We start from the raw sequence: 7,883 nt of genomic DNA, 5'->3' as shown, positions 1-7,883 counted from the left end.
CCTTCAGCTTTTTGCTCAATACGTTCAGCACGTTGGCGCTTATAGTCAGCGACATCCACGTTAACCCTAGTAACCTCTGAATTATGAGCGACAAGAGCCATAGAAACAACATGCTGAAGAGCACGTAGATTATCTGCATTCTTGCCAATCAATAAAGAATTTAAACTAGTACTTGGTACACTAAGTTGAATGACATCATCGTCGATAGTAGACCATACAGCCACATTAATACCGAAGAAAGATAAAAGATCTTCGAGATATTTTGTTGCAAAGCGAATCGATTCATCACGATTCATAAAAACTCCTATTCTCCTAACCGTTATCTGGTTGGTTATCGGATTTTTCGTGTTTATTTTTTTGTGAAAATTCACGAGAAGAGTTTTTTGCGTCTTTGGCCGAAATACGAGTAATTCTAGTACCAGTCTTCTTGTTCTCAATCACTTCTGCCTCTTTAATGTCAGAGGTTTTCTTCTTTAATTCACGAAGGATTGCACGGTCAGTGTTATCATCCATCTGATTATCTGCCTGATTAAAGACAATTTTCTGCTGGATAATAGCGATAATATTAGAAAGAAGATAATACATAACGAGAGCACCCGGGAAGTTGATTGTAATCATTACCATCATAATTGGCATCATAAAATTCATCTGACTTGAAACCATATTATTCATGTCGGCTTGATTCATATCCTTACCAGCCTTAGCATCCTCGACCATCTTCTTCCAGGTGTTTTTCTGGCTCTTTTTAGGCATCTGCATTTTTGACATTAGATACTGAGTATAGGCAGAACCAATGACAAAAAGGAGAATAATAACTGAGCTAAAAGATTGCACGCCAGCACGAGTAGAAAGATCAAGTTGACCTAGGAGTTGAGGTTTAAAATCATAGGTATTAGTTTCTGTGTTTTCAAGATATGTTTTTTGTAGCTTAATAATCTCATCAATACGTGTCATTTCAGAAACAACAGGGTAGGCACGTTTTTCAACATTATCCTTTACGGTTGGGGTAACCATAATACGAATGGCAAAGAAGATAGCAAAGAAGATAGGAAGCTGAATAAGAAGAGTCCAGATAGAAGTGAAGGGCTTAACATTATTACGCTTGTAAAGGTCCATCATCTGTAGAGATTCTAATTGCTTGTTACCATTACAGCGCTTGCGAATCTCTGTGAGTTCAGGCTGAATCTTACGCATTAACTTCATCTGAAGAAACTGTTTCTTAACAAGAGGCCAAGTGAGTAGCTTCACTAAGATAGTAAAGATAATCATAGCTACACCAAAATCACCGATGTAGTTATAAATAACAAATAATATATTAATAATCGGATTTACAATTATAAAATCAATTAACTCAAACATTTGGTTAATTATAACATATTAGGGGTGAGATAATAAGAACTTTTAGACAACACGAGCCTTATCTAATAATTCCCTGATCTGTGTTCTTATTTTTTCAAAATCCATTTTCAAAAAATCTCTAGAATAGATTACAAAAATACAATCTAGCTTAATTGTAGGATCAAATTCTAGACGAATAGCCTCATAGAGACGACGACGAATACGATTGCGCCCAACAGCAGTCTTGAGGACTTTTTTAGATACCACTACAGCATAACGCTGTCTTTGTTTTTTATTGGGAGCAAAAACAAGAGAGAGCTTTGGAGTTCTAATAGTTTTTCCCTTTTGATAAGTATATTTAACACCACCCCGGGAATGAAAACGGTATTTACTAGATAACATCTAGTTTATTTTATCACAATAATTTTATTATAGATCGAGAGCTGGTTCATCATGAGCCAGAAAATCAGAGGAGCTGTCCTCGATGATATGCTCAGTCTCATCATCAATACTAGGTTTAGTGAAAGTTGCATTACGCAAGGTACGATAAAGTGGACTTTTAGTAAATACTTCCTTATTTTTACCTTTTGCAACAACTTGTCCTGCGTCTAACACTACAATTTTATCGGCGATTTTCATAATTTCTGGTTTATGAGTAATAATAATCACCGTGTGATCCTCTTTTAGATCCTCCAAAATATTAATAATTTCTTTTGAGGTTTCTGGATCAACATTGCTAGTTACTTCGTCAAATAATAAAATTTCAGCTTTACTAAGAAGAGCTCTTGCGATTGCAAGTTTCTGTAATTCACCATCAGTAAAAAGCCCACGGTTTTCTTTTAAAACAGTATTAAAACCGCGTGGGAGAGAAAGAATTTTTTCATAGATCCCAACACGCTTACAGGCGTTAATTTGCTGTTTTTGACTACGATCAAAAACACTTAAATTATCGCGGATACTCATCTTAAAAATAAGTGGTTTTTGAAAAACACCAGAGACGTTAGTGGTATAGACTTTTTTAGAGTAATGATAAATTGATTCCCCATCGATAAGAATATTACCAGATTTGATTGAATAGAGACGATAAAGTAAGTTAATGATAGTGGTCTTACCAGAACCTGGACGACCAACAATGGCGGTAATTTCATTTGGCTTGGCTTCAAAAGAAACATTTTTAAGAATTTCACGACCACTAATACTAAAAGAAACATTATCAAAAAGAACATCACCATTAATATAATCATTATTTAAATCACCATAGCTACCCTTAGTATAACTAGTATAATTAAGAATAGACTTAATGCGTTGAAGGCGAATATTATAGGTACTGAGATTTAATAATTCTTCGAGAGTCTTATTAGTGTTTGAAACAACCATCTCATAATAACTAATTAAGAGAACGAGTTTATCAATAGTAATTTGATTTTTGAAAACCAAAATAGCGAGTAAAACATAGAGGATAATTTTACCAACCTGAATAACCATCGGAATTTTACAATAACGAGCAGTGAGATACAGATAACGTTTATCGAACTGAGCATCAAAACTATTACGATTTGAGGAAATTTTACGATTCAAGATAGGCATAAGATTAAGGGTTTTAATTTGTCTTAAATTATTAAGAATCTCATTTAATACATCGAGAAGACGATCTTTATATTTTCTTACCCCATCAAAATGCTTGGCGACAAATTTGGAATTTTTTGACATGAGAAAAATATAAAAAAGGTCGATTAAGAGAGCGACGACAGCAATAGACACATTATAGCTAGCAAAAATCAGAAAGATGATGAGAAGCTGAATAACACCGGTAAGCACAATAGCCGCTGAATTGATAGTTTGAATAAGATACGAAATGTCTTCATTAAAAGTATCTGTAATGCGACCGCGAGAGATTTTCTCAGTAATCGAAATATTATTGATGACATGGTCAAAAAGCTTTTGCTGAACTGTATTGTAATAATAATGAGAAAGGGTGACATAAATATAATATTTCCAGGCAAGGAGAGTGTATTCAATAATATAAAAAAGTAGAAAAAGAATGACATAAAACCAGATGGCGTGAAAATTGGAACCTTGCGTAATAACCGAAATAATACCGGCAGTAGCAATCGGCGGCAAGAGACTAACAAGATTATAAAGCATGAAGCTTAAAAAAAGCTCAAAAACCTCGAAACGTTTTTTGGGAGCAATCTCAAAAACGGATTGGATCGTTTCAAGAAAATGTTTCATATACTACTTATTATATAGCATAAACATTTTAGAGTGAAAAAAAGATACCGCATTTGCGGTATTCTTTTAATAAGTTAAACGAGCACGTCCTTTAATGCGACGGCGCTTTAAAACTTTTTGCCCATTTTTAGTAGCATTACGCTTCATGAAACCATGTTCCTGTTTGCGCTGACGCTTATGTGGCTGATATGTACGCTTTGGCATATTATTCCTTTTATTTCACATAGGATTATATTAATAATCCATGTATTTGTAAACTGTGTTTAATTATACCGTAGTTTTCCACTTTTTTCAAGAAGTTTTCCACATTAGATACCCTATTAATTAGAAGTTGTGGATAAATCCACCCCTATGAATTTTTTTCTATATTAGATAATAAAAAATTAAAAAAATAAAACCTGTGGAAAAGTATAAAATTTGTTATAATAGAGGTAATAAAGGTTATACGGTAAGAAGCTGGAGGTAGTGGCTGTGTTTGATGTGTGGAACAATGTACTCGCAGAACTTGAACAGAAAATTTCTCAGGAAAATTATGCAACATTCTTTGCACAAACTAACACTTCCCTCATTAGTACCGATGACGGAATGATCCAGATTGGAGTACCTAATATTTTTATGCAGGCAAATATTCGTAAGAAATTTGACCAACAAATTAGAGACGCCCTCATATCCAATAAAATATCTGTAAAAAATACAAACTACGTCATTGTAAACAATGCAACGCGCGTTAAAAAACCCCGCGAGGTAGTGCTAGAGGATCTACAAACACGGGTAAACACCGTCGAAAAAATAAAGATACCGACAAATAATTTTAATCCAACACTTTTAACTGGGTTGAATAATAAATTCACAATGGATAATTTTGTGGTCGGAACAAATAATGAACTTGCGGTGGCGGTAGCAAAAAATATTATTGAAAATCCAGGTGATAAGTATAATCCTTTTTTCTTATATGGCGGACCAGGGCTTGGAAAAACACATTTGGTTGAAGCGATTGGAAATGAGTTACTAAAACGAAACCCTAAGTTAAAAATTCTTTATACACCAATTAACCATTTTTACAGCGACTTTATTACTGCCGTACGTAAAGGCGATATGGAGAATTTTCATAAAAAATTTCAAAAACTTGATGTTTTAATTATTGATGATTTTCAATTTATCGTAGGTAAAGAGAAAAGCCAAGAAGAATTCTTTAATATATTTAACGATATGCACCAGGCGAATAAGCAAGTAATTATTACGAGTGATCGCCTACCAAGCCAAATTAAGACCGTTGATGAACGTCTAGCATCAAGATTAACTATGACTGGTGCATTTGATTTACAGTACCCAACTTTTGAAGACCGTTGTGCTATTTTACATGCAAAGGCGGAATTTGATGGAGTGGATGTGGAAAATCAAGCAATTGAATATATCGCTAAAAATGTCGAAACGAATATCCGAGACTTACAGAGTTTATATGGAAAAATTATTGCACTTTCAGAACTTAAGGGAGTATCTCCATTAACTATTATTCAAGATGGATTAGCATCGATTTCAACTGGTAGTGTGAGAAGTAGAAACCTAACCCCTAAGACAATAGTTGGAAAAGTTTCAGATTATTATAATATTACGCCTGATGAATTATGCGGAAAAAGTCGTGTTTCTAATATTAAGACTGCAAGACAGGTTGCAATGTTTTTAATGTCAAAAGATCTACAAATGAGCACCCCTAAAATTGCCTTGGAAGTTGGAGTTAAGGATCATACAACGGTAATGCATGGAATTAAAAAAATTGAATCCGATATGAAGTTGAATTTTAGTCTGCGGGATGAAATAAGTGAAATTAGAGAACAATTAAGTGAGTAGTTGTGGAAAAGATGTGGAAAGGTGGGCGGAAAACCTAGTGAAAAAGTAGAGGAAAACTATGTGGAAAGAAGTCCAAAAAATAATTTTAAATAAAAAGATGTTGAAAAGTAAGATTTATCCACTAAGTTTTACAAAGTTATCCCACAGGTTTTACACAAAAGAATAATTTGTTTACCTCTGTAAAATATAGTTATACACATTTTACACATAGCCTATTACTACTACAATTAATTATTTAATAAAGGAGAGTTATGGAAATCATAGTAGAACAAGGAAAATTAGCGAAGGCTCTTGGCGTTGTGAGTCGAGTAGCAGCAGGAAGTAAGACGACTTTACCAATTTTGAATAATGTACTTATAAAAGCAAGTAATAATAAGGTGATGTTAATTACTACCAACCTAGATATGGCGATTGTTAATTATTTAGGAGTTGCCGATTCTAAGGATGGTGAAATTACCGTACCAGCTAGGCTATTAGCTGACTTTGTTGGTAACTTACCAAAAGGTGAGGTGAAACTAAGTGGCAATGATTCAAGGTTAACTGTGGCTTCCGGAAAATATAAGTCAACTTTTAATGGCGCACCTGCGGAGGATTTTCCAGAACTTCCTGATATTAATGAGGCTGAGGCAGTAATTTATCGAATGAGCGTAGAGGCATTTAAGACCGGAATTAATGAGGTGAAAATTGCGGCTTCATCGGATACTACGAGGCCAGCTTTAACTGGTGTGTATTTTAATACATATGAGGGGTCTTTATATATTGCGGCAACGGATGGTTATAGATTGGCTGAGAGGTTATTTATTGAAAAGGTGGAGAGCGATGTGAAGGCGATTGTTCCCTCTGGTTGTCTAGTTGATGTGCTTGGGGCAATGTCTGATAATATGAATGAAATTGAAATTGTTTTTGATAATTCTCAAGTACGCTTCCGTTTAGGGGAGATTGAAATTACATCTAAGTTAATCGATGGATCATTCCCTGATTATCGCAGATTGATTCCGGAACAGGTTGGTTCGGACATAAAAATGAGTAAGGCGGAGTTGCTCCGAATTGTAAAATTAGCAGCATTGTTTTCAAGAGGGGTTGGTGGATCAATTATATGTGAAGCTAAAAGCGACAGTCAGACCTTTTCGGTATCTTCAGTGGCGAATGAATTTGGTGAAAATGCTTCGGATATTGAAGCGGAAATTTTAGCCGATGGTAAGGTGATTTTAAATTCAAGATATCTAATTGATGTAATTAATGTAATTGAAGAAGAAAATTTAACTTTTGGAATTTCTGGGAAATTAGCACCAGTGTTAATTAGGAATGAAAAATCAAATAATTATACCCATATTATTATGCCATTAAAGAGTTAAGCTAATAAAACTGGAGCTAGTTAATGATTATTCAAAGTGTGCAATTAGTGAATTTTCGAAGCCACGATGAATTTTTGTTGAAATGTAATAAGAAAACAAGTTTATTAATTGGCGAGAACGGGTCTGGAAAAACTTCGGTTTTGGAGGCAATTTATGAAGCTTTAAGAGGTAAATCTTTTAAAGCAAGTGATGGTGAAATTCTAAAGCGGGGAGCAGATTTTTACCGAGTGGAACTGAATTTTTGTGATGGTAGGAAAACGGTAGTGGTTTTTGATGGAAAAAAGAAGCAGTTTTTGGTGGAAGATAAAAAGGTTGCGAGATTGCCAAAACGAAATCGATATCCGGTGGTGTTATTTTTACCAGATGACTTACATTTAGTGGCAACGAGTCCAACAAAAAGAAGAAGTTATTTTGATCGAGTATTAACAGAATTTGATGAGTCTTATAGTGATTCCCTCTTAAAATATGAAAAGAGCTTAAAGCAGAGGAATGATTTATTAAAAAAATATAATAATCAGGGTGGTGATGGAAAAATTTCTCGAAGTGATTTTTTCTCATGGAATATTTTACTTTCTAAGTATGGTCTTGAAATTCGACAGAAGCGGATAAAATATTTAGAACAATTGAATTTAGTTTTTTCTGAAGTTTATCATTCAATTGTGGATAATTTTTACTTTCTAAGTTTTGTTTTGAAATTCGACAGAAGCTGATAAAATATTTAGAACAATTGAATTTAGTTTTTTCTGAGGTTTATCATTCAATTGTGGATAATGGTGATTTTGTGTCTTTGAAACTAGAATTATTTGGCGGTGAGATCTCTGAGGCGGAATATTTTAATCGTCTAGAATCGGAGTTGCAACGTGATTTAGTTTTGGGACATACTGGATTTGGAATTCATCGTGATGATTTTGTATTTCTTTTTAATGGCGAAGGGGCGGATGGAACGGCAAGTCGAGGAGAGCTTCGCTCGATGATTTTGGCAATGAAATTTATTGAAGCAGAGTTAATTTTTCAAGAGACTGGAAAGAGGCCGGTTGTTTTACTTGATGATGTTTTTTCAGAACTAGACAATATGAGGCAAAAGAGTCTAGTGAAGAATTTTAAGGAAAA

At 34.2% G+C, this 7,883-nt stretch carries 7 protein-coding genes and 2 pseudogenes; 4 read left to right on the top strand and 5 right to left on the bottom strand.

Going from position 1 to position 7,883, the window contains the following annotated elements; all coding sequences use genetic code 11:
* The 5 genes and pseudogenes from G3KMM_RS02815 to rpmH all read right to left on the bottom strand — a co-directional run.
* Window positions 1–296: pseudogene (locus G3KMM_RS02815) on the bottom strand (single-stranded DNA-binding protein); the annotation flags it as partial.
* Window positions 297–312: 16 nt separating this feature from the next.
* Window positions 313–1,359 (bottom strand): YidC/Oxa1 family membrane protein insertase, encoded by a 1,047-nt coding sequence (locus G3KMM_RS02005; protein WP_129604888.1) that lies wholly within the window; start codon window positions 1,357–1,359, stop codon window positions 313–315.
* A gap of 42 nt (window positions 1,360–1,401) precedes the next feature.
* On the bottom strand, window positions 1,402–1,740 hold the full coding sequence (gene rnpA / locus G3KMM_RS02000) for a ribonuclease P protein component (RefSeq protein WP_129604885.1): 339 nt from the start codon (window positions 1,738–1,740) through the stop codon (window positions 1,402–1,404).
* Window positions 1,741–1,767: 27 nt separating this feature from the next.
* On the bottom strand, window positions 1,768–3,570 hold the full coding sequence (locus tag G3KMM_RS01995) for an ABC transporter ATP-binding protein (protein ID WP_129604882.1): 1,803 nt from the start codon (window positions 3,568–3,570) through the stop codon (window positions 1,768–1,770).
* 66 nt (window positions 3,571–3,636) lie between these two features.
* The gene (rpmH, locus tag G3KMM_RS01990) at window positions 3,637–3,774 is read right to left on the bottom strand and encodes a 50S ribosomal protein L34 (RefSeq protein WP_129604879.1); all 138 of its coding nucleotides are present in this window, start codon (window positions 3,772–3,774) and stop codon (window positions 3,637–3,639) included.
* A gap of 261 nt (window positions 3,775–4,035) precedes the next feature.
* Between rpmH and dnaA the strand changes: the two genes are divergently transcribed.
* From dnaA to G3KMM_RS01970, 4 genes and pseudogenes are all read left to right on the top strand, one after another.
* On the top strand, window positions 4,036–5,418 hold the full coding sequence (gene dnaA / locus G3KMM_RS01985) for a chromosomal replication initiator protein DnaA (protein WP_164998478.1): 1,383 nt from the start codon (window positions 4,036–4,038) through the stop codon (window positions 5,416–5,418).
* Between the two features lie 251 nt (window positions 5,419–5,669).
* Window positions 5,670–6,773, top strand: a complete 1,104-nt coding sequence (gene dnaN, locus G3KMM_RS01980; RefSeq protein ID WP_129604873.1) for a DNA polymerase III subunit beta — start codon at window positions 5,670–5,672, stop codon at window positions 6,771–6,773.
* 23 nt (window positions 6,774–6,796) lie between these two features.
* Complete coding sequence (locus G3KMM_RS01975; protein ID WP_129604870.1) at window positions 6,797–7,483, top strand: AAA family ATPase; 687 nt, start codon at window positions 6,797–6,799, stop codon at window positions 7,481–7,483.
* 17 nt (window positions 7,484–7,500) lie between these two features.
* A pseudogene (locus G3KMM_RS01970) lies at window positions 7,501–7,883 on the top strand (DNA replication/repair protein RecF); the annotation flags it as partial.

Source organism: Candidatus Nanosyncoccus nanoralicus, assembly GCF_004138405.1.
Lineage (GTDB): Bacteria > Patescibacteriota > Saccharimonadia > Saccharimonadales > Saccharimonadaceae > Nanosyncoccus > Nanosyncoccus nanoralicus.
Note: the sequence above shows the minus strand (reverse complement) of the source record. Positions and strands in the feature narration are given on the sequence as shown.

Excerpts from the sequence above, each read along its gene's own strand:
- G3KMM_RS01995 (WP_129604882.1), bottom strand. The coding sequence starts at position 3,570 with ATGAAACATTTTCTTGAAACGATCCAATCCGTTTTTGAGATTGCTCCC.
- rnpA (WP_129604885.1), bottom strand. The coding sequence starts at position 1,740 with ATGTTATCTAGTAAATACCGTTTTCATTCCCGGGGTGGTGTTAAATAT.
- dnaN (WP_129604873.1), top strand. The coding sequence starts at position 5,670 with ATGGAAATCATAGTAGAACAAGGAAAATTAGCGAAGGCTCTTGGCGTT.
- G3KMM_RS01975 (WP_129604870.1), top strand. The coding sequence starts at position 6,797 with ATGATTATTCAAAGTGTGCAATTAGTGAATTTTCGAAGCCACGATGAA.
- rpmH (WP_129604879.1), bottom strand. The coding sequence starts at position 3,774 with ATGCCAAAGCGTACATATCAGCCACATAAGCGTCAGCGCAAACAGGAA.
- G3KMM_RS02005 (WP_129604888.1), bottom strand. The coding sequence starts at position 1,359 with ATGTTTGAGTTAATTGATTTTATAATTGTAAATCCGATTATTAATATA.